This is a genomic window from Neisseria sp. P0024.S006 (assembly GCF_051956595.1).
Classification (GTDB): domain Bacteria; phylum Pseudomonadota; class Gammaproteobacteria; order Burkholderiales; family Neisseriaceae; genus Neisseria.
The window spans coordinates 364,701-384,450 of record NZ_JBQCXH010000001.1 but is presented as its reverse complement, the minus strand read 5'-3'; the positions used below and the strand labels follow the sequence as shown (position 1 = coordinate 384,450).

Here is a 19,750-nt window from a genome sequence, read left to right as displayed (position 1 = left end):
TGAAACTTTTGCCCTTTTTTTCCAAAATCCATTTGCAACTCCAGCCGCCTTCGGGCGGCTGTGTGTTGAAACAATAACTTCATCTACGACAAATTCGCAAGACTACCCCAGCCGCCTTCGGGCGGCTGTGTGTTGAAACTTAAATGATGGATTACTATTTTTACTTGGGATTGGCCCAGCCGCCTTCGGGCGGCTGTGTGTTGAAACTATGAATTGATGAACATTCATTTCTAAGGCCGAACCAGCCGCCTTCGGGCGGCTGTGTGTTGAAACCAACTTGAATAGATATACCAACCGGCGGTAATTAACCAGCCGCCTTCGGGCGGCTGTGTGTTGAAACTGTCTCAATGCAGTTATTACTATTTAGACAAGGACCAGCCGCCTTCGGGCGGCTGTGTGTTGAAACACGCTTTACACGATAAACAACATGAGCAAACGATTCCAGCCGCCTTCGGGCGGCTGTGTGTTGAAACAGCGCCGGTTGTAGCGGCCATTGCCAAGTTAGCGCCAGCCGCCTTCGGGCGGCTGTGTGTTGAAACAAAACGGAATTGTTGTTTTGGGTTATCAATATCGGCCAGCCGCCTTCGGGCGGCTGTGTGTTGAAACTCAAACACGGTTATACTGCTTCGGTCGTTGTCGTACCAGCCGCCTTCGGGCGGCTGTGTGTTGAAACAGGGAAAAAAGGAAGCAAAAAGGCGTATTACGGTCCAGCCGCCTTCGGGCGGCTGTGTGTTGAAACCATGTACCGCCTTTACCTTGACTACTTACCACGTCCCAGCCGCCTTCGGGCGGCTGTGTGTTGAAACCTCCTGTAGTTCCGCTTTGGCCACTTCCGCCTGCCAGCCGCCTTCGGGCGGCTGTGTGTTGAAACTAAAAGTGAAAGCTCTAGTGATAATTCAAGCCCTACCAGCCGCCTTCGGGCGGCTGTGTGTTGAAACTGTTGCTTTTGGATTTTGTGGATTAGTTACGGGGAACCAGCCGCCTTCGGGCGGCTGTGTGTTGAAACTCGAAAATTCAGTCCGCGCCGTATATCAACACGGGCCAGCCGCCTTCGGGCGGCTGTGTGTTGAAACAATATAACGCTGTCCCTCTTCCATAACAACAATAACCAGCCGCCTTCGGGCGGCTGTGTGTTGAAACATCTACTTCAGGAATGCCGTCAAGATATAAAGGACCCAGCCGCCTTCGGGCGGCTGTGTGTTGAAACTACTTTACCGACATTAACATTTTGACTGACAGTCCCAGCCGCCTTCGGGCGGCTGTGTGTTGAAACATTTTCCCTGAACTGGAAAAAGCCAAACTGTTTGAACCAGCCGCCTTCGGGCGGCTGTGTGTTGAAACCAAGGCTGCCTAATAAAACCATGATTTAGTCCTTACCAGCCGCCTTCGGGCGGCTGTGTGTTGAAACATTAGCTCAGGAGCAAGACTTTTGACTGTATCCATCCAGCCGCCTTCGGGCGGCTGTGTGTTGAAACTCCTTTGTGTACAACGCCTGCGGCTTCGTGGACGCCCAGCCGCCTTCGGGCGGCTGTGTGTTGAAACTTCATATCCAGCCTTGCCTTTTTCGATCATGGTATCCAGCCGCCTTCGGGCGGCTGTGTGTTGAAACATTATGGCGGTCAGCGAGAAACAATGCTTGTTGAATCCAGCCGCCTTCGGGCGGCTGTGTGTTGAAACGCCCTGTGGGGAGATGCCGACACCCTTATCCCTGCCAGCCGCCTTCGGGCGGCTGTGTGTTGAAACACCGACATTCGGGGGTAGATATTATATTGATTACTCCAGCCGCCTTCGGGCGGCTGTGTGTTGAAACAGCAATGACATCTTCGCGCTTAGGGATTAAATGCCCAGCCGCCTTCGGGCGGCTGTGTGTTGAAACGACCTATCCCGAAGAGAGCGACCATACCATGCTCGACCAGCCGCCTTCGGGCGGCTGTGTGTTGAAACTCCTTTTGATTCGTCCCATTTATAGCCTTCAGATTCCAGCCGCCTTCGGGCGGCTGTGTGTTGAAACTGCTTGCGTAAAAAGTGATAATGGCTGTAATTGCCCAGCCGCCTTCGGGCGGCTGTGTGTTGAAACGCCTATGCCTGTTATTGTTTTCAGCCTTTTGCGCCCAGCCGCCTTCGGGCGGCTGTGTGTTGAAACCGTATCAGTTCCGGTCCGTATCGCAGACCAAGGTTCCAGCCGCCTTCGGGCGGCTGTGTGTTGAAACCTCAAACTACCGATGATAGGACATGGTCGTCAGACGCCAGCCGCCTTCGGGCGGCTGTGTGTTGAAACTACGGCCATGCAAACGTAGGACATCTGAAGTTGGTCCAGCCGCCTTCGGGCGGCTGTGTGTTGAAACCGCTGTCGGGCGTTGTGGCGTGGTCAGCTCCGCTTCCAGCCGCCTTCGGGCGGCTGTGTGTTGAAACTTTAAATTTTTAGTTTGCAAGTAAAAATAACTCTCCAGCCGCCTTCGGGCGGCTGTGTGTTGAAACAACGCTATCCAAACCGTAATGCAATATGAGCAAGACCAGCCGCCTTCGGGCGGCTGTGTGTTGAAACGGATAATCAAAAAGCGCCATTTGGCGGTTGATCCGCCAGCCGCCTTCGGGCGGCTGTGTGTTGAAACCATCACAAGTTTTTGGCGTATGTGCGACCAAGCCCCAGCCGCCTTCGGGCGGCTGTGTGTTGAAACCTCTTGTCCTGCGCGTTGGTTCGTACCAAAACGTCCAGCCGCCTTCGGGCGGCTGTGTGTTGAAACCATTGCGATCGCGTCGGCGATTGCGCGGCAGATGCCAGCCGCCTTCGGGCGGCTGTGTGTTGAAACTGCGCGATGACTACGGCTTGACCGTTAAAACCGACCAGCCGCCTTCGGGCGGCTGTGTGTTGAAACCAAAATTGCTTGATTTCCAAGTTAAAGGCGCAACCAGCCGCCTTCGGGCGGCTGTGTGTTGAAACCGCGCTTGCTGAAACTGAACGGTTCATGGTTGCACCCCAGCCGCCTTCGGGCGGCTGTGTGTTGAAACAGCCTTTTGCGCAGGTTGTTGTAACTTGGATTGCCAGCCGCCTTCGGGCGGCTGTGTGTTGAAACAGGGATAAGGTAGCAATAGAAGAGTCTTCGATTCCAGCCGCCTTCGGGCGGCTGTGTGTTGAAACAGCCAGAGGGCATTTCAGTGGGAAGGCTGCTGCTCCAGCCGCCTTCGGGCGGCTGTGTGTTGAAACAGCCATACCAAAACAGACAAAGCAGATTCAAAACCCAGCCGCCTTCGGGCGGCTGTGTGTTGAAACTTTAACTGATTGCTTGTCTATGCACAATTTATTATCCCAGCCGCCTTCGGGCGGCTGTGTGTTGAAACACCTCTTCGAGTAGCCAAAAAAAATTCCCAAACCCAGCCGCCTTCGGGCGGCTGTGTGTTGAAACGCCTTGTCATAAATCCTCGCATAACACGATGACTCCAGCCGCCTTCGGGCGGCTGTGTGTTGAAACGTATAACAACGGCGAATTTAATAAAAGAGGCAAAACCAGCCGCCTTCGGGCGGCTGTGTGTTGAAACGTTCGTCATTTTTTTCTACGAACAGACGGAAAATCCAGCCGCCTTCGGGCGGCTGTGTGTTGAAACGCTCTTGTCGCATTGGTAGCCGCCGAAGTAGTAGCCCAGCCGCCTTCGGGCGGCTGTGTGTTGAAACAATAACTGTTAATCAGAAGCGGGATTCTATCATCCAGCCGCCTTCGGGCGGCTGTGTGTTGAAACTTCCGGCAGGTCTTGGAAAAGCTCGTCAACGTAGCCAGCCGCCTTCGGGCGGCTGTGTGTTGAAACATAAGCAAAATAAGCAGCTGTACCCCAACCACTTAACCAGCCGCCTTCGGGCGGCTGTGTGTTGAAACTATTTAAGGATGATTCGGTTTTCAGTATAGGAAACCAGCCGCCTTCGGGCGGCTGTGTGTTGAAACGTGTTTACGAAAAAGGCAAGCAACTTGGCGACAAAGCCAGCCGCCTTCGGGCGGCTGTGTGTTGAAACTTGTCTCGAAGCGTTTATGCGATGGGTCTTGCTTCCAGCCGCCTTCGGGCGGCTGTGTGTTGAAACTTCGCGTTTAACGCAGTTAAGGAGCTTTAATCATGTCCAGCCGCCTTCGGGCGGCTGTGTGTTGAAACTTTCTTGAACTGTTTGTGCACCGCAGCAGCAGCCCCAGCCGCCTTCGGGCGGCTGTGTGTTGAAACTTAACCCATAAGGCATTTAAAGACAGTTCCTTTTCCAGCCGCCTTCGGGCGGCTGTGTGTTGAAACATTACGGCAAAAGACAAATTCGCCCAGTTGATTCCAGCCGCCTTCGGGCGGCTGTGTGTTGAAACAAGATATGCATGTTTGGTTGAAATGGCCTGAAAACCAGCCGCCTTCGGGCGGCTGTGTGTTGAAACCGCGTGGCGGAGTGTAACAGTGCCGTTAAGCCAGCCAGCCGCCTTCGGGCGGCTGTGTGTTGAAACCGTTTAATCCTTACAAGGAAAAACGCATGGAAATCCAGCCGCCTTCGGGCGGCTGTGTGTTGAAACATCACGATGGGGTAGTATTGGGCAATCCATACAGCAGCCGCCTTCAGGCGGCTGTGTGTTGAAACACAATAATCCCAAAAATAACGCATTCGCACGCCCAGCCGCCTTCAGGCGGCTGTGTGTTGAAACTGTGAATGTGATAATGAGCGCCAACCAAGTCGCGCAGCCGCCTTCAGGCGGCTGTGTGTTGAAACTCGGCAGGTGCAGTTTGGCCGAAATTGGATTGCTCAGCCGCCTTCAGGCGGCTGTGTGTTGAAACGCTTGAGGCCTCAAACACGCTATACAGGCTAGGGGCAGCCGCCTTCAGGCGGCTGTGTGTTGAAACAGAAGAAGAATTGAGATTCAAAAAAGACACGAATCAGCCGCCTTCAGGCGGCTGTGTGTTGAAACCAAATCATCACATTCGATGGCGCATTTGCGAAACTCAGCCGCCTTCAGGCGGCTGTGTGTTGAAACGCTCTACCCACGGTGGCGGATAACGTCTGACTTTCAGCCGCCTTTAGGCGGCTGTGTGTTGAAACGACAGTTTATAGTCTGTTCGTATTCTGAGACGGCCAGCCGCCTTCAGGCGGCTGTGTGTTGAAACGAGCTGGTCTTTGCGTGGGTTGTCCACGATTAACCAGCCGCCTTCAGGCGGCTGTGTGTTGAAACCTACCGCCAAACGGCGTTTGTCCTCAACCCAAAAGCAGCCGCCTTCAGGCGGCTGTGTGTTGAAACAACAAGTCGAAGAAGAAATACAGGCAATCACGAATCAGCCGCCTTCAGGCGGCTGTGTGTTGAAACAAGTAATGGTGCTACGTCTTTGGCAATCAAGATTGCAGCCGCCTTCAGGCGGCTGTGTGTTGAAACGCACTCATAGGCGGAGGGGTAGTTTTGCTCGGCCAGCCGCCTTCAGGCGGCTGTGTGTTGAAACATGGACGCAAACTACATCGGCGGTATTGGTGTAGCAGCCGCCTTCAGGCGGCTGTGTGTTGAAACAAGCCCTGAATGAGTAAACCAGCCCATTGAGGGCCAGCCGCCTTCGGGCGGCTGTGTGTTGAAACAGGTAATCGGCTATCGATATGCTTTGCAATATATTCAGCTGCCTTCGTGCAGCTGTGTGTTGAAACAGCAACCATTACGAAAGTTAGCATTATGAAACCGTCAGCCGCCTTCAGGCGGCTGTGTCTTGAAACCAACATATCGGGATCGATACCATATTTGTCGCCGACCAGCTGCCTTTGGGCGGCTGTGTGTTGAAACCCAACCGGGTATAGCAGCCTGACAACCTGTACCACCAGCCGCCTTCGGGCAGCTGAGTGTTGAAACTCTGCCACCGTATCTCATGTCTGAGTAGGGAAGAGGGCTGTATGTTCAAATATCGTCCAAGCAGGCCACTTTTCTTTTGATTCTTCGCTTTCCGAAGCTTTAGTGAAAGCAGTGGAGGATATTAGAAGCAAGTTATAAAGGGTAATCAATAACAATGCCGTCTGAAAAAGTTTCAGACGGCATTTTTCTATTTACATATTAAATTTGATAGCATATTATCGTTGCATTTTTATCAATTTGAATTTTTTAGAATTTCAATATGAAACCTCTCATTTACTACGCCCATTCTGCCCAAGACAAACTTGGCAATCTCTTGCCTTACGAACATTGGCAAACCTTGCAAAGCCATTTGGTCAATGTTGGGGAAATAGCGGCGGAGTTTGCTTGGGTATTTGGTGCGCAGGAAATTGCCTGCCAGACGGGACAGCTTCATGACGTAGGGAAATATTCGGAACCATTTGACCGTCGATTGCATGGGACCCTTCAGTCGATCATGCTACCGTTGTAGTCAAAATTGCAAAAATGCTTGCTTCAGGGTGGGTTCCAAAGTATAAACTGTGGTTATCTTTCTTAGGCTAGATAACTTTATTAATGAATTAAAAGGCAAAAATAATGGAAACGAAACAAGCCAATTCAACCATCAAATCGCGTGCGGCGGTGGCATTCGCCCCAAATCAACCTTTACAAATTGTGGAAATTGACGTAGAAATGCCACGCAAGGGCGAGGTGTTAATTCGTAACACTCATACTGGTGTGTGCCATACTGATGCGTTTACGTTATCAGGAAGCGATCCTGAAGGCGTATTCCCTGTGGTGCTTGGGCATGAAGGTGCGGGTGTGGTCGTTGCTGTGGGCGAAGGTGTGTCAAGCGTAAAACCGGGTGATCACGTTATTCCGCTTTACACTGCTGAATGTGGCGAATGTGAGTTTTGTCGTTCAGGTAAAACCAACTTATGCGTCTCAGTGCGTGATACGCAAGGTAAAGGTTTAATGCCGGACGGCACGACGCGTTTTTCTTATCAAGGTCAACCGATTTATCACTATATGGGCTGTTCGACTTTCAGTGAATACTCAGTTGTTGCCGAAGTTTCACTTGCGAAAATCAACCCGGAAGCCAACCATGAACATGTATGCTTACTCGGCTGCGGCGTGACCACAGGTATTGGTGCGGTACATAATACGGCAAAAGTGCAAGAAGGCGACTCTGTTGCCGTGTTTGGCTTGGGGGCGATTGGTTTGGCGGTGGTGCAAGGTGCGCGTCAAGCCAAAGCCGGCCGCATTATCGCCATTGATACCAATCCTGCAAAATTCGAGTTGGCAAAACAGTTCGGTGCAACGGATTGTTTGAACCCGAACGATTACGATAAACCGATCAAAGATGTGTTGTTAGACATCAATAAATGGGGTATTGACCATACTTTTGAATGTATCGGCAATGTAAACGTAATGCGTCAAGCATTAGAAAGTGCACACCGCGGTTGGGGGCAATCCATTATCATCGGCGTAGCGGGTGCAGGACAAGAAATTTCAACGCGTCCGTTCCAGTTGGTAACCGGCCGTGTTTGGAAAGGCACGGCATTTGGCGGCGTGAAAGGTCGTTCTGAACTGCCGAAAATGGTGGAAGATTCAATGAAAGGTGACATTGAGTTAGAACCGTTTGTGACCCACACAATGACACTCGATCAAATCAATGAAGCCTTTGAGTTAATGCACGAAGGTAAATCGATCCGCGCTGTTATTCATTACTAAGGTACGCGATGAAACTGATTGAACAACATCAAATTTTTGGTGGTTCGCAACAAGTTTGGGCATACCATGCCCAAACGCTGCAATGCGAAATGAAATTTGCCGTCTATTTGCCGGATAATCAAGAAAATCGACCACTTGGTGTGATTTATTGGCTTTCCGGCTTGACGTGCACTGAACAAAATTTCATTACCAAATCAGGCTTTCAGCGTTATGCGGCAGAACATCAAGTGATTGTGGTTGCCCCCGATACCAGTCCTCGCGGAGAGCAAGTGCCGAACGATGCGGCTTACGATTTAGGGCAAGGTGCGGGCTTTTATTTGAATGCGACCGAGCAGCCTTGGGCGACGAATTATCAAATGTATGATTATATTTTGAACGAGTTGCCTGGTCTGATTGAGGAGCATTTTCCTACCAATGGCAAACGTTCCATTATGGGGCATTCAATGGGCGGACACGGTGCATTGGTATTGGCATTGCGAAATCGAGAACGTTATCAAAGTGTTTCTGCCTTTTCGCCCATTTTGTCGCCAAGCCTTGTGCCTTGGGGAGAAAAAGCCTTTACTGCCTATTTAGGGGAAGATCGTGAAAAATGGCAGCAATATGATGCTAGTTCGCTCATTCAACAAGGCTATAAAGTGCAAGGTATGCGCATTGATCAGGGCTTGGAAGATGAGTTTTTGCCAACACAATTGCGTACCGAAGATTTTATCGAAACCTGCCGTGCGGCAAACCAACCGGTCGATGTGCGCTTCCATAAAGGCTACGATCATAGCTATTACTTCATCGCCAGTTTTATTGGTGAGCATATTGCCTATCATGCGGCATTTTTGAAGTAAACCAAAGAAGTGATTTGTGTTAATAAATTAAAAAGGCATCGGATTGATGCCTTTTATTTTTTATAAATGATGAAAAATAATGCGATTAAAATGAGCTAGCTTGCTCACTCTCATTTAAATATCTCCCCATTCCAGTCCAAACCGTTGCAAATACTTTCTCAATCGGTCGCTGTCATTGACTTTTGCCCTTTCTGTTCGGGAGACGTTGAACAATGCACGGCCGGCAGCGGCCATGTTGGGGTGTTTGCGGCATTCGTCGATGACGTGTTGCAGTTGTAGTTTGTCGAATAAATCCAATGTGTCCCAATCGATTTTATCGGGGTAGTCTTGTGTTTTTTCAGACGGCCTTTTATGTAGGAGGCCGTCTGAAAAGGGTTCTTCCGACCATAACCATTTTAGGCGTTCGATTTCGGCTTGGACTTGTTCTACCTGTATCCTGCCTTGAGGTGCGAGTGTGGCCAGGCGCATGATGCTGGCGGCTAGGTCGCGGAAGTTGCCGCGCCATGGGGCTTGGTTGGAGTGGGCGAAGTTGAGGTAGGCGGCCAGGGCTTCTTTGTTGAAGCGGGTGGTTCGGCCGAGTTCTTGCGAAGCTAGGGCGAGCTGGTGTTCGACGTTGGGCTCGATGTCTTCGCGGCGGTCGGCAAGTGCGGGCAGCGGATAGTTCCAAATATTGATGCGGGCGAACAGGTCTTCGCGGAAGCGTCCGGCGCGGATTTCGTGGCGTAGGTCGCGGTTGGTGCCGGCGATGAGCTGGAAGTCGCTTTTGACTTCGCTGTCGCTACCGACGGGATAAAAGTGTTTTTCCTCAATGGCTTTGAGCAACATGGCTTGTTCGTCCAAGCCTAATTCGCCGATTTCATCTAAAAACAATACGCCGCCGTCGGCAGTTTTTAGGTAGCCTTCACGCTTTTCCGCCGCGCCGGTAAAGGCGCCTTTTTTGTGGCCGAACAAGGCAGATGCTGCGCCGTCGCCGCGAAGGGTGGCGCAGTTTACATCGACAAATGTGCCTTTAATCAGATGGCGCGCTTTTTTCAATTCAAAAATCCTGCGTGCCAACATGGATTTGCCTGCGCCTGTCGGGCCGGAAAGCAGAATGGGGGAAGGGGAGTTGAGCGCGACTTGTTCGATTTCGGCAATCATGCGGTTGAAGGCGGCGTTTTGGGTGGAGATGCCGCTTTTCAGGTAGCGCACTGCGTCATCGCGTACGGCGGCAAGGCGTTCGGCCAGTACGTCGTAACGGGCCAAGTCTAAATCGATGATTTCATAACTGCCGACATTGCCGTCCTCCATACTGCGTCTTTGGTTTTTGGGCGGAGCGGTTTGTAACAGTACGCCGGGGATTTGACGAGATTCCACCAATAAAAACAGGCAGATTTGAGCAACGTGTGTACCTGTAGTGATGTGGGTGAGATAAGTTTCTTCTTCCGTATCAAATGGATAGCTCGCCGCCCAATCGTGCAGTTTGGTATAAACCTCGGAGAAATCCCACGGGTTTGCCAGCTCCATAGGTACAAGATTGACGACCGTGTGCGGCGACACCTGCTGAATATCGGCTTTTACATGATCCGCCAGCTCGCGGTATTTTTCCGCATAAAACAGCTCCATGCGGTCGAGATGAAAATCTTGACGCTGATTCATGGCGACATTCGGCCGCCATTTCTGCCAACGCCCTTGACCGAAACCACTGTCCAATACCGTACCGAGAAAGCTGACGGCGACTTGTTTTTTGGGTGCAGTATTCATTTTCAGACGGCCTTTAAATTATTTTTTCCAAGACAAATTTGCCGTTTGCTTAACCGCAAGCGTTTGTCCAAATCATCGAATCGCATCATATATCCTTTTATATTTTATTTTCTATATAACTATCTATAAATATATTTTTTAGTATTCTACGCTTCTTGCCGATAAAAGCTACTTTAAAATATATTATCTTTATATTCAATCAATTAAAAATTATTTTTATAAAAATTTCATTCTTGGCACGCTGTTGGCTATGTTGTGAATGTAACGATACAGCAGATGCTTCGGGAAATACAGTTACCGGAGAAAAATTTTCCGTAAATTTAGTTGCTGTGTGGTTACAGGGCGAATGCCGACAAGACTACATTTGGATTAACAGGTTCGAGTCCTGTCTCGTCTGATAGACGTTGAACGTCTTGTTTATTTAGTCGCCCACCCTTTTTCAATATGGCAGGCAAATGCCTGGGGAAACTACAACATGGATACCCTTGTGTCGCAGGTTCGAGTCCTGCCTCTGTTATCCAAAATAGCAGAGTAGCTCAGTTGGTAGAGTAAAGGCATGTTTCCCTGAAAAACTTGTTGCGTGCCATATTATTTTTACGGCAGCAGGCGGATGCCCGGAAGAGAGTACATTAGCTTTCAGTTAAAACTGTTTCTCTTCATCTTTAGCCGCTACGCTGCCACCTATTCGAGGCCGTCTGAAATATTCAGGCGGGCCGATATAAAAACCGTTTTCGGTGCAAACGGCAAATGCCGGAGGAATTACAGCCTGCTAAGCTCGAGGTCGCGGGTTCGAGTCCCGTCTCTGCCGCCAACAATGGCAGAGTAGCTCAGTGGATAGAGCGCGTAAAAATTTCTCCACTCTTTGTTGCCCAATGTACCACCCCTTATGGGTGAATGCCATTAGGATTACATTCCTTCCTTGCTACAAACCTGAATGATCCTAATTAAACTAGTCGCCCTACGGCAGTAGGCGGATGCCCGGAAGAGAATACATTAGCTTTCAGTTAAAACCGTTTCTCTTCATCTTTAGCCGCCACGCTGCCACCCATTCAAGGCCGTCTGAAAAACAAAGCTAAAACAAGTTCAGACGGCCTCAAACCAACAATATGAAAGAAAATGAAAATGGCTAATACTACCTTGTTTCAATCTATTAAAAACCGTTTGACTAAAACCGACACTTATAACGAAGCCGGCGGCATCGCCTACACGCTGACACACAAACAACAGCTGGCCCAGCTTGCCGCTACCGGATGTCTGAACAATACCTACTATGCGGATGCCCAAAGTCAGCTTGACCAAGTGTTGAAATTGGCAGAAAACCTGGATGCCGAGTTCATCGCCAAAACTGCCGTATATGCCCGTCAAAAAGGTTTTATGAAAGATATGCCTGCGCTGTTGCTTGCCGTGTTGGCGCAAAAAGACGTGAATATGCTCGCCCGCGTATTCGACCAAGTGGTGGACAACGGTAAAATGTTGCGCAACTTCGCACAAATTATCCGCAGCGGCGCAGTCGGCAGAAAATCCTTCGGCAACCGTCCGAAAAAACTGATGCAGACCTGGCTTTTGACTGCCACCGAAAAACAACTGCTTAACGCCGCCGTCGGTAATTCGCCGTCGCTGGCAGACGTGGTCAAAATGGTGCATCCCAAACCGCGTGAAGCATGGCGTGCCGCCTGGTTTGCATGGCTGATCGGCAAACCTTACGACCGCGAAGCATTGCCACCCATTACCCGCGCTTTTGAAGACTACAAACAAAGCCGAGAAGGCGAATTGCCCAATGTTCCCTTCCAAATGCTCACCGCTTTAGACTTGAACAGCGGCGACTGGGCAGAGATTGCCCGCAACGGTTCATGGCAGCAGGTTCGTCAAAACCTGAATACTTTCCTGCGCCACGAAGTGTTTGCCAAAAGCAAAAACATCAAAATGGTGGCAGAAAAACTGCGTGACGAAACCGCCATTGCCCGTGCCCGCGTCCTGCCTTACCAATTGCTGACCGCGTATCAGGCAACATCTAATCAAATGCCGTTTGAAATCCGCGAAGCGCTGCAAGACGCGATGGAAACCGCCGTACAAAACGTACCGGCCGTCCAAGGCAAAGTCGTGGTTTGCCCGGACGTCTCCAGCTCTATGCACAGCTCGGTTACCGGCCATCGCGGCAGCGCGACCAGCAAAACCCGCTGCATCGACATCGCCGCGCTCGTATCCGCCGCCATGTTGCGTACCAACCCGCAAGCCCGCGTGATACCGTTTGAGCAAATCACAGTAAACGTGAAGCTCAATCCGCGCGACAGCATCATGACCAACGCCGAAAAACTCGCGAATATCGGCGGTGGCGGAACGGCTTGCAGCGCACCGCTCGCCATGTTGAACCGGGAAAAAGCCGACGTGGATTTGGTCGTCATCGTGTCAGACAACGAAAGTTGGGCAGATGACAACCAAGGATGGGGCGCAACAACCAGCCTGATGAAAGAGTGGGACATTCTGAAACGACGCTGTCCGGAAGCCAAACTCGTTTGTTTGGATATCCAGCCCTACGTCCAGGCTCAAGCACGAAACCGTCACGATATCTTGAACATCGGCGGCTTCTCCGACCAAGTATTCTCCCTGATTGGTTCCTTTGCCGAACGAGGTATGGGTACGGATTTTTGGGTAGAAGAGATTGAGAAAACGCCGTTGGCAGCTGTGAACTGAAGCTAAGGCCGTCTGAAAAAAGGGTAGAAATATTTTTCAGACGGCCTATTTATTCAGGACAAGCTGAGAAAAAGAATAAGGAAACAAAATGCAAAAATTCATCTTAATCCGCGGTCATCAAGGTTCGGGAAAATCGACTTTTGCCGAACAAAAAGCCGCCGAATTTAAAGCTCAGTATCCGGATGCGGAAGTGGTCCGTATTGAAAACGATTTGTTTATTACCGATGAATATGGTGAATATCGTTGGTCGGGTGAAGCGGTGGATAAGGCGCAAAAACGCGGCAATGCTTTGATGACTGAAACGTTGAGACTTGGACGTCAAAATCCGAATCGAAATATTTTGATCATTAATTCCAATACCAACCAAAAAGCTTCACGTTGCCGTCATTTATTGGATCAGGCGGAGAAAAGCGGTTTTGAAACAGAAATTTATCGACTGCACAATTTCTATCCCAACCTGCACGGCGTGAAAGAGCATGATGTGTTGGCGGCGTATATCAAGCTGAACCAAAACCGTGTGGCAAACGAAATCCACATCGAGGCCGTGCAGCCGGCAAATGCGGAGCAGTTAGAAAAAATCGAACAGATGCAGGCTATCGAGCATAAGCCGCTGGTGTTTGACGAAGCGCAGCAAACTTTTGTGACCGATCACTATCTGCAACACGGCAGCCGTAACTTTACCACCAAAGCATCCAAGCGCTATCCTGAATTGCGCGTGTTGAAATACGCCCGCAGCGTGTTCTATAACAACCGCTTTGATGATGCTTTGCTGGAAATGCGCGGTTTGATTATTGACGCGCACAACCGCATCATCGTGCGTCCGTTTAAAAAAGTGTTCAATTATTCGGAGCGTATTGCCAAAGGCAGCCGCTATCCGATTCGAATCGGCGACGAGAGACTGGTGGACGCGGTCGTAAAAGTAAACGGCTTCCTCGGCTGCTGCACTTTCGTCTCGCTTTCAGACGACCATCCGTCTCACGGCGCTTCGTTTGACAGCAAAGTGCTGTATTCGACTACCGGATCGCTTGATAGCGCGTTTGCTTATATGACCGCCGCACACTGCGCGCAATACGAAACCCTGTTCCGCGCTTATCCGAACCACACTTTTTTGTTTGAAATCACAGACGCGAAAGACGTACACATCATCCGCGAAGCATTGGGCGAAACCTTAATCGGCTGCATCGACGTGGCGACAGGCCGTCAGTTTAGCGAAGCGGAATTGGACGAAATCGGCAAACAATACAGCATCCGCCGTCCCGAAATGCTGAAAAACATCACGTTCGGCGAGCTGAAAGGTCGTCTGAAAAACGTGGAACACGAAGGTTTTATGGTATTTGATGCGCAAAACGGCGAAATGCTGTTCAAACTCAAATCGCCGTATTACCTGATTTCCAAGTTTCTAGGACGAAGCAACGAAGGCAATATCGGCCGCAAACTGGACAAACGCCATGTTAATGAAGAATTTTATCCTTTGATCGACTACATCCATGAGCATCAGGAAGCGTTCAACGCTATGCCGGAATTGGATAAGATCGCGTTTATCCAAGCATTTTTGAGACAGTTGTAAGGCCGTCTGAAAATATAGGGAGCAATGCGTATTTATTTTTCGCGCTCATACGCTTCGATTTCGCCGACTTTAGGTGCATAGCCGCTGCTTGTGTCGTGGCGCAAATCCAACCAGATATCGACCAATGCCCAAGCGGCCGGGGCGGCAATCACGTTTTGCCCCATACATAAAACCTGCGCGTTATAGTTTTCCACCGAGCCGCGGAGCGTGAGCAAATCGTGCGCCGTCGCTGCCCGTATGCCGCGCACTTTATTGGCGGCGATTGCCGTGCCCACGCCGGTACCGCAAATCAACAGCGCACGGTCGGCGCGCCCTGCTGCGACTTCTTCGGCTGCGGCAAACGAGAGTTGCGGATAGCTTCCTTCGGGTGAGGATAAATCGACCAAGTTGCTGACGCGCGGGTCGTTTTGAAGATACGCTTTGAGCGCGTCTTTCAATATTGCGCCGTTGGCCGGCGCGGCAATAACCAAACGCATAAAAACTCCTTGAAGAACACAATAAACATTGTTTAGCATACGCCCGCGCGTGATACGATTCAAGCTTGCAACGCAGAGAGCACGGCATGAGCAAAACCTACTTCACATCAGACCTACATTTCTCACATAAAAACATCGCCAAATTCTGCCCGCAATTTCGACCGTTCGATAACGTGGAGCAGATGGATGAATTTTTAATCCGGACATGGAATGAAACCGTTACGCCTGAAGATACGGTGTACAACCTGGGCGATTTTTCCTTTGCCCACGACCATAAGCAGATAGAGCGCGTTTTGTCGCGTTTAAACGGGCAACATCACTTGATTTATGGCAATCATGATCATGTGATTCGGCAGCATGCCGATTTTTTCCGTAGCCAAACCAAGCATGACGGCCATCCGCTGCTGTCGTCCATACGGCCGTATATGAAACTGAAATTGCCGGAAATTAAGAATACGCTGGTTCTCTTTCACTATCCGATTCAGGAATGGGACGGCTGCTATCAAGGCTGGTATCACTTGTACGGGCATTTGCATGACAGGATGGCGGAAATCAAAGGGCGTGCTTTAAATGTCGGATTCGATTTGCACGGCCGTTTTTTGACGGCAGAAGATGTCGATAAGTTTTTGTGCGAGTTGCCTAAAATTTCGTATTTTGGCGAAGCGGGGTTGAAGGCCAACTCGCCGGAAGAAGCGGCTGAGCTGGTGTCTTGGAAACTGGCGCAGTTAAATCAGGTATAATTTCAGACGGCCTTTGCGGATTTTCGGCAAAGGCCGTCTGAATATCAATTTCCCATTTTTGAGTGAGACATGGAAAACCTTTCGGCTTACTTACTACAAAAAATCAGCTTCCCCAATCAATCCGGCAAGGATAAGTCATGAGCGGTAAGCCTTTGAAGTATCCCGTTTCCGCTTTGGTCGTTTTGCATGATAAAGACGGCAATATCCTGCTGATTGAACGCACGGCGCCGCAAGGTTTTTGGCAGTCGGTTACCGGCAGCTTGGAAGAAGGCGAGCGTATCGAAGAAACCGCATGGCGCGAAGTGTGGGAAGAAACCGGTATCCGCCTTGCAGACGGACAGCTGGAAAACTGGCATGACAGCACTGTTTACGAAATCTATCATCACTGGCGCCATCGCTATCCCAAAGGCGTTTTTGAAAACCGCGAACACATCTTCTCCGCCCAAATTCCGCGCGATACGCCTATCGTCCTGCAGCCGGACGAACACGTTGCCTACGGTTGGTTTAGTGCGGAAGAAGCGGCAGAAAAAGTGTTTTCGCCTTCCAATAAACGCGCAATTTTAGAACTGATCAAAAGGCTGAATGCCAAAAAGGCCGTCTGAATACGACAGTTTCACATTTTCAGACGGCCTTGGGTTTGCTATACTTTCGCCGTTTGACTCTCTTTAAAATCAAAGGAAACCATCATGGCAGACTTCAACAAAATCCTGACCCCGGGGGATGTGGACGGCGGCATCATCAACGTTGTCAACGAAATCCCAGCGGGCAGCAACCACAAAATCGAGTGGAACCGCAAACTGGCCGCTTTCCAACTCGACCGCGTTGAACCGGCAATTTTCGCCAAACCGACCAACTACGGCTTCATTCCGCAAACGTTGGACGAAGACGGCGACGAATTGGACGTATTGCTGGTTACCGAGCAGCCTTTGGCAACCGGTATTTTCCTAGAAGCACGCGTTATCGGCGTGATGAAATTCGTTGACGACGGCGAAGTGGACGACAAAATCGTCTGCGTTCCGGCCGACGACCGCAACAACGGCAACGCCTACAAAACTTTGGCCGACTTGCCGCAACAACTGATCAAACAAATCGAATTCCACTTCAACCACTACAAAGACCTGAAAAAAGCAGGTACCACTAAAGTTGAATCTTGGGGCGATGTAGAAGAAGCGAAACAAGTCATCAAAGAATCTATCGAACGTTGGAACAAACAAGCTTAATCGGTTGGTCCCATCCAATATCAAGGCCGTCTGAAAATCAGATTTTCAGACGGCCTTTTTATATCTCAGCAGCCTATCAATCCTTCAAGCATTTTCAAACTGATATTTCAAACGAATCAATCATATTATTTTAAATAATTGTTCCCTAAAGCCGAAATTTCAGACGGCCAGAGAATAGGTTTTCTAGATTGCAATTACAGCATCAGCCCCAAAACGCTTTTTCAAATCCTGCCGCGCATTCTGGTGGCAATTCCCGTTGTAGTAAATCATGCAGAGCAGAATATAGTGCTGAAGGTATGTCGCAGCTTTCTTCATCGTAAAACTCTCCGCCTGCTTTCCGCCATTCGCACTCAAAATCATAAATTGCCAATAAGGTTTGCATTAGTATTGCTATGGAAGGGGCGATAAGGCGGCGTTTTTCTATTGTACCGTAACCTATTATCAACCAATAAACAGGACTGCCGGGAGCGGTGGTATCAGCAAAAAGAATTGAATCGTCAAACATTATGCCAAATATCGCCCATTCTTCACGCCAGCCTTGTGTAGGCAGATATTGCTTGGTCTTCCTATCCCAGCCGAAGGCCCAATCGTGCCAACTGTTGGGCAATTTGGGATAAGTCACCCATTGTAAAAACAGAGTTTCCATCTCTAGCCAATAATTGGCAAGTGGATTGTCGGAATGCCATGTACCGTCCATATGGCAGTAGAAATCTGCTAATGCACCCAAATGCAGATGACGGTTGTCTTCCAGTGGGGGCAGTTCTTGCAACGTTTCTGTATAGGGAAAACTAAAGGTTTGAGCGAAGGTGCGTATAAGGGAGTGAGACATAAAGTTTGCTTGCTGTATTTTTACGGTTTAAGCCCGTGGAAAATAATGGATTATAGTGGGTTTAATTAGAATCGGGCTTGATGCAGGCTAATGATGTAAGTCATCTGTTCAATTTATTTCTAATCTGCCAATGCTCATCAGTCAGAACATAAATATAGTAAATTCAAATTAGCTATAGGTAAGTGCGGCATTTTACCGATATAACAAAATCGTCTTTAAAACAAACAAACCATTCTTTCTCATTTTCAGACGGCCTCATTAAAGTAACGCCTATACCAAAAATAAGGAGTACTTCAATGACTGCTACCACGACCGACCCGCGCGCCAAGCTGCCTGATACACCGCTTTCCGGCAACGAAGCCTTGAAAGAACGCAGCGATTATCTGCACGGCACCATTAAAGAAGAGTTGAAAGACGACTTTACCGGCGGCTTTACTGCCGACAACTTTCAACTTATCCGCTTCCACGGCATGTACGAACAGGACAACCGAGACATCCGTGCCGAGCGTACCGAACAAAAGCTTGAGCCTTTAAAAAACATGATGTTGCGTTGCCGTTTGCCCGGCGGCATCATTACGCCGAAACAGTGGCTGGGTATCGATAAATTTGCCGGTGAAAATACGATTTACGGCTCCATCCGCCTGACCAACCGCCAAACCTTCCAATACCACGGCATTCTGAAAACCGATTTAAAACAGGCGCATCAGGCATTGCACAAACTGGGTCTGGATTCCATTGCCACAGCCAGCGATGTCAACCGTAATGTGTTGTGCACCAGCAATCCTGTACAAAGTACTCTGCACCAAGAAGCCTATGAATGGGCGGCACGCATCAGTATGCACCTCCTGCCGCGTACCATGGCATATGCCGATGTATGGTTGGACGGTGAAAAAGTGTTTACAACCGAGCCGACCGAGCCGCGCAATAAAGAAATTGCCGACGACGTAGAGCCGATTTTGGGTAAAACCTATTTGCCGCGCAAATTCAAAACCGCCGTTGTGATTCCACCTGATAACGATGTGGACATTCATTCCAACGATTTGGGTTTTGTGGCGATTGCAGAAAACGGCAAATTGGTGGGTTTCAATGTATTGGTCGGCGGCGGTTTATCCAGCGAACACGGCAATACTAAAACTTATCCCAATATTTCCTATGAATTCGGTTTCGTTCCGCTGGAATACACCCTCAATGCCGCCGAAGCCGTCGTCAGCACCCAGCGCGACTGGGGCAACCGCAGCGACCGCAAAGCAGCGCGTACACGCTATACGCTGCAACGCGTCGGCGTAGATGTGTTCAAAGAAGAAGTCGAAAGGCGCATGGGCATTAAATTTGAACCCATCCGCCCTTACGAATTCACCCACCGCGGCGACCATATCGGCTGGGTACAAGGACATGAAGGCAACTGGCATTTGACTTTGTTTATTGAAAACGGCCGCCTGCTTGATTATCCCGGCAGACCTTTGAAAACCGGCGTACGTGAAATTGCTAAAATCCATCCCGGCGACTTCCGTCTGACGGCCAACCAAAATCTGGTGGTTGCCAATGTACCGCCCGAATTGAAAGACACGATTGATAAAATCGCCAAAGATCATGGCCTTATTAGCAAATCGATTACCATCCAGCGTGAAAACTCCATGGCTTGCGTTGCCTTGCCGACTTGCCCGCTGGCGATGGCGGAGGCCGAACGCTTCTTGCCGACATTCTCCGATAAAATCGATGAAATGTTCGCCAAATATGGCTTGGAAGACGAATACATCGTTTTGCGCGTAACCGGTTGTCCGAACGGTTGCGGCCGCGCCATGCTGGCGGAAATCGGTTTGGTCGGTAAAGCCGTCGGCCGCTACAACCTTTACGCAGGCGGCAACCGCGAAGGCACACGCATCCCGCGCCTGTTTAAAGAAAATATTACCGAACCTGAAATCCTTGAAATTGTCGAAGGCTGGGTGGCCGATTGGGCGCAAAACCGACTTGATGATGAAGGCTTCGGCGATTTTGCCGTCCGCACCGGTATCGTCAAACCCGTATTGGACGCACCGCGAGACTTCTGGGCATAACGCAT

General features: G+C 49.9%; 11 protein-coding genes, 1 pseudogene and 1 CRISPR repeat array (1 of these 13 running past the window's edge). Of the genes and pseudogenes, 9 read left to right on the top strand and 3 right to left on the bottom strand.

Annotated features, from left to right (window positions below; genetic code table 11):
• Positions 1 to 5,840: direct repeats of the CRISPR family, unit length 32 nt; unit sequence CCAGCCGCCTTCGGGCGGCTGTGTGTTGAAAC (it extends 1,283 nt beyond the left edge of the window).
• Between the two features lie 259 nt (positions 5,841 to 6,099).
• The 3 genes and pseudogenes from ACTHUF_RS01855 to fghA form a co-directional block, all read left to right on the top strand.
• Positions 6,100 to 6,359 (top strand): annotated as a pseudogene (locus tag ACTHUF_RS01855) (CRISPR-associated helicase/endonuclease Cas3); the annotation flags it as partial.
• Between the two features lie 93 nt (positions 6,360 to 6,452).
• Positions 6,453 to 7,589 carry an S-(hydroxymethyl)glutathione dehydrogenase/class III alcohol dehydrogenase gene (locus ACTHUF_RS01850; protein WP_049347789.1) on the top strand — a complete coding sequence of 379 codons (1,137 nt, stop codon included), beginning with the start codon at positions 6,453 to 6,455 and terminating at the stop codon, positions 7,587 to 7,589.
• Between the two features lie 8 nt (positions 7,590 to 7,597).
• A complete protein-coding gene (fghA, locus tag ACTHUF_RS01845; RefSeq protein ID WP_315094327.1) occupies positions 7,598 to 8,425 on the top strand; it encodes an S-formylglutathione hydrolase in 828 nt (275 codons plus the stop codon).
• A 114-nt stretch (positions 8,426 to 8,539) separates the two neighbouring features.
• On the opposite strand, the gene rtcR is transcribed toward fghA, so the two are convergent.
• On the bottom strand, positions 8,540 to 10,168 hold the full coding sequence (gene rtcR, locus ACTHUF_RS01840) for an RNA repair transcriptional activator RtcR (protein ID WP_315094329.1): 1,629 nt from the start codon (positions 10,166 to 10,168) through the stop codon (positions 8,540 to 8,542).
• A 1,116-nt stretch (positions 10,169 to 11,284) separates the two neighbouring features.
• Between rtcR and ACTHUF_RS01835 the strand changes: the two genes are divergently transcribed.
• Positions 11,285 to 12,859: an RNA-binding protein gene (locus ACTHUF_RS01835; RefSeq protein ID WP_315094332.1), complete on the top strand. Its 1,575-nt coding sequence runs from the start codon at positions 11,285 to 11,287 to the stop codon at positions 12,857 to 12,859.
• Positions 12,860 to 12,947: 88 nt separating this feature from the next.
• Positions 12,948 to 14,426 carry an AAA family ATPase gene (locus ACTHUF_RS01830; RefSeq protein ID WP_315094334.1) on the top strand — a complete coding sequence of 493 codons (1,479 nt, stop codon included), beginning with the start codon at positions 12,948 to 12,950 and terminating at the stop codon, positions 14,424 to 14,426.
• A gap of 32 nt (positions 14,427 to 14,458) precedes the next feature.
• Here the strand turns inward: ACTHUF_RS01830 and ACTHUF_RS01825 are convergent, their stop codons facing one another.
• Positions 14,459 to 14,902: an RpiB/LacA/LacB family sugar-phosphate isomerase gene (locus ACTHUF_RS01825; protein WP_440406856.1), complete on the bottom strand. Its 444-nt coding sequence runs from the start codon at positions 14,900 to 14,902 to the stop codon at positions 14,459 to 14,461.
• Between the two features lie 86 nt (positions 14,903 to 14,988).
• On the opposite strand from ACTHUF_RS01825, the gene ACTHUF_RS01820 reads away from it, so the two are divergent.
• From ACTHUF_RS01820 to ACTHUF_RS01810, 3 genes are all read left to right on the top strand, one after another.
• On the top strand, positions 14,989 to 15,642 hold the full coding sequence (locus tag ACTHUF_RS01820) for a phosphoesterase (RefSeq protein WP_315094338.1): 654 nt from the start codon (positions 14,989 to 14,991) through the stop codon (positions 15,640 to 15,642).
• 137 nt (positions 15,643 to 15,779) lie between these two features.
• Positions 15,780 to 16,244 carry a dihydroneopterin triphosphate diphosphatase gene (nudB, locus tag ACTHUF_RS01815; RefSeq protein WP_315094340.1) on the top strand — a complete coding sequence of 155 codons (465 nt, stop codon included), beginning with the start codon at positions 15,780 to 15,782 and terminating at the stop codon, positions 16,242 to 16,244.
• Between the two features lie 84 nt (positions 16,245 to 16,328).
• The gene (locus tag ACTHUF_RS01810) at positions 16,329 to 16,862 is read left to right on the top strand and encodes an inorganic diphosphatase (RefSeq protein ID WP_003678634.1); all 534 of its coding nucleotides are present in this window, start codon (positions 16,329 to 16,331) and stop codon (positions 16,860 to 16,862) included.
• Between the two features lie 202 nt (positions 16,863 to 17,064).
• Here the strand turns inward: ACTHUF_RS01810 and ACTHUF_RS01805 are convergent, their stop codons facing one another.
• Positions 17,065 to 17,691 carry a hypothetical protein gene (locus tag ACTHUF_RS01805; RefSeq protein ID WP_049336821.1) on the bottom strand — a complete coding sequence of 209 codons (627 nt, stop codon included), beginning with the start codon at positions 17,689 to 17,691 and terminating at the stop codon, positions 17,065 to 17,067.
• A gap of 296 nt (positions 17,692 to 17,987) precedes the next feature.
• Between ACTHUF_RS01805 and cysI the strand changes: the two genes are divergently transcribed.
• A complete protein-coding gene (gene cysI / locus ACTHUF_RS01800; RefSeq protein WP_036491464.1) occupies positions 17,988 to 19,745 on the top strand; it encodes an assimilatory sulfite reductase (NADPH) hemoprotein subunit in 1,758 nt (585 codons plus the stop codon).
• Positions 19,746 to 19,750: the final 5 nt, after the last annotated feature.

Excerpts from the sequence above, each read along its gene's own strand:
- ACTHUF_RS01850 (WP_049347789.1), top strand. The coding sequence starts at position 6,453 with ATGGAAACGAAACAAGCCAATTCAACCATCAAATCGCGTGCGGCGGTG.
- fghA (WP_315094327.1), top strand. The coding sequence starts at position 7,598 with ATGAAACTGATTGAACAACATCAAATTTTTGGTGGTTCGCAACAAGTT.
- rtcR (WP_315094329.1), bottom strand. The coding sequence starts at position 10,168 with ATGAATACTGCACCCAAAAAACAAGTCGCCGTCAGCTTTCTCGGTACG.
- ACTHUF_RS01835 (WP_315094332.1), top strand. The coding sequence starts at position 11,285 with ATGAAAATGGCTAATACTACCTTGTTTCAATCTATTAAAAACCGTTTG.
- ACTHUF_RS01830 (WP_315094334.1), top strand. The coding sequence starts at position 12,948 with ATGCAAAAATTCATCTTAATCCGCGGTCATCAAGGTTCGGGAAAATCG.
- ACTHUF_RS01825 (WP_440406856.1), bottom strand. The coding sequence starts at position 14,902 with ATGCGTTTGGTTATTGCCGCGCCGGCCAACGGCGCAATATTGAAAGAC.
- ACTHUF_RS01820 (WP_315094338.1), top strand. The coding sequence starts at position 14,989 with ATGAGCAAAACCTACTTCACATCAGACCTACATTTCTCACATAAAAAC.
- nudB (WP_315094340.1), top strand. The coding sequence starts at position 15,780 with ATGAGCGGTAAGCCTTTGAAGTATCCCGTTTCCGCTTTGGTCGTTTTG.
- ACTHUF_RS01810 (WP_003678634.1), top strand. The coding sequence starts at position 16,329 with ATGGCAGACTTCAACAAAATCCTGACCCCGGGGGATGTGGACGGCGGC.
- ACTHUF_RS01805 (WP_049336821.1), bottom strand. The coding sequence starts at position 17,691 with ATGTCTCACTCCCTTATACGCACCTTCGCTCAAACCTTTAGTTTTCCC.
- cysI (WP_036491464.1), top strand. The coding sequence starts at position 17,988 with ATGACTGCTACCACGACCGACCCGCGCGCCAAGCTGCCTGATACACCG.